The 1,762-nt window shown below is 73.2% G+C and carries 2 protein-coding genes; both read left to right on the forward strand.

Features of this window, described 5'->3' with window-relative positions:
• Nucleotide 1: 1 nt before the first annotated feature.
• On the forward strand, nt 2-775 hold the full coding sequence (locus AB0M03_RS39610) for an electron transfer flavoprotein subunit beta/FixA family protein (protein WP_363501692.1): 774 nt from the start codon (nt 2-4) through the stop codon (nt 773-775).
• Between the two features lie 44 nt (nt 776-819).
• Nucleotides 820-1,762: electron transfer flavoprotein subunit alpha/FixB family protein (locus tag AB0M03_RS39615; protein ID WP_363501695.1), on the forward strand; the 943-nt coding region annotated here is incomplete at its 3' end.

Consider the following 1,762-nt stretch of genomic DNA (forward strand, 5'->3'; position numbering starts at 1 on the left):
GATCGTTGTCTGTGTGAAGTACGTGCCCGACGCGACCGGTGACCGTCGCTTCGCGGACGACACCACCACCGACCGGGATGGCGTGGACGGCCTCCTGTCGGAGCTGGACGAGTACGGCGTGGAGCAGGCGCTGCGGATCGCGGAGGCGTCCGGGGACGCCGAGGTGACGGTGCTGACGGTGGGCGGCGACGACGCGAAGGACGCGCTGCGCAAGGCGCTGTCGATGGGCGCGGACAAGGCCGTGCACGTCAACGACGAGGACATCCACGGCTCGGACGTGATCGGCACCTCGGCGATCGTGGCGAAGGCGCTGGAGAAGACCGGCTTCGACCTGGTGGTGTGCGGCATGGCCTCCACCGACGGCACGATGGGCGTGCTGCCCGCGCTGCTCGCCGAGCGCCTGGGCGTGCCGCAGGCCACCCTGCTGTCCGAGGTCGCCGTCGAGAACGGGGTGGTCAAGGGCCGCCGGGACGGCGACGCCGCCACCGAGCAGGTCGAGGCCCCGCTGCCGGCCGTGGTGTCGGTCACCGACCAGTCCGGCGAGGCCCGCTACCCCTCCTTCAAGGGCATCATGGCCGCGAAGAAGAAGCCCGTCGCCGAGTTCGACCTGGACGACCTGGGCATCGACGCCGACACCGTCGGCCTGGCCGGCTCCTGGACCAAGGTCGGCGAGATCACCGCCCGCCCGCCGCGCACCGCCGGCACCGTCGTGGTCGACGAGGGCGACGGCGGCAAGCAGCTCGCCGCCTACCTCGCCGAGCAGAAGTTCATCTGACCCCGCCCCGCGCGCATCCAACGAACGATCAGGAGCAAGAACCAATGGCTGAGATCCTGGTTCTCGTGGACCACGCCGACGGCGCGGTCCGCAAGCCGGCCCTCGAACTGCTCACCCTGGCCCGCCGCATCGGCGAGCCCTCCGCCGTCGTCCTGGGCGCCGGCGACAGTGCGGCGGCGATCGCCGCCAAGGCCGCCGAGTACGGCGCCGCCAAGGTCTACACCGCCGACGCCGAGGCGTTCGCCGCCCAGCTGGTGGTGCCCAAGGTCGACGCCCTCACCCAGATCGCCAAGGCCAGCGGCGCCGCCGCCGTCCTGGTCACCTCCTCCGGCGAGGGCAAGGAGATCGCCGCCCGCACCGCGCTGCGCCTGGGCTCGGGCATCATCACCGACGCCGTCGACCTCGAGCCCGGCGAGGGCGGCCCGGTCGCCACCCAGTCGGTGTTCGCCGCCTCCTTCCAGGTCAAGTCGACCGTGACCGCCGGCGCCCCGGTGATCACCGTCAAGCCGAACGCCGCCGCCCCCGAGCCGGCCCCGGCCGCCGGCACCGTCGAGAGCGTCACGGTGGAGTTCACCGGCAACGCCGCCACCGTCACCGCCCGCACCCCGCGAATCTCCTCCGGCCGCCCCGAGCTGACCGAGGCCGCGATCGTGGTCTCCGGCGGCCGCGGCGTCGGCGCCGCCGAGGGCTTCGCCGTCGTCGAGGAGCTCGCGGACGCGCTCGGCGCGGCCGTCGGCGCCTCCCGCGCCGCCGTCGACGCCGGCTGGTACCCGCACACCAACCAGGTCGGCCAGACCGGCAAGCAGGTCTCCCCGCAGCTGTACGTCGCCGCGGGCATCTCCGGCGCCATCCAGCACCGGGCCGGCATGCAGACCTCGAAGACCATCGTCGCGGTCAACAAGGACCCCGAGGCCCCGATCTTCGAACTCGTCGACTACGGCGTCGTCGGCGACCTGTTCACCGTCCTCCCCCAGCTCACCGCCGAGG

This window comes from Kitasatospora sp. NPDC051914 (assembly GCF_040680995.1).
GTDB lineage: Bacteria > Actinomycetota > Actinomycetes > Streptomycetales > Streptomycetaceae > Kitasatospora.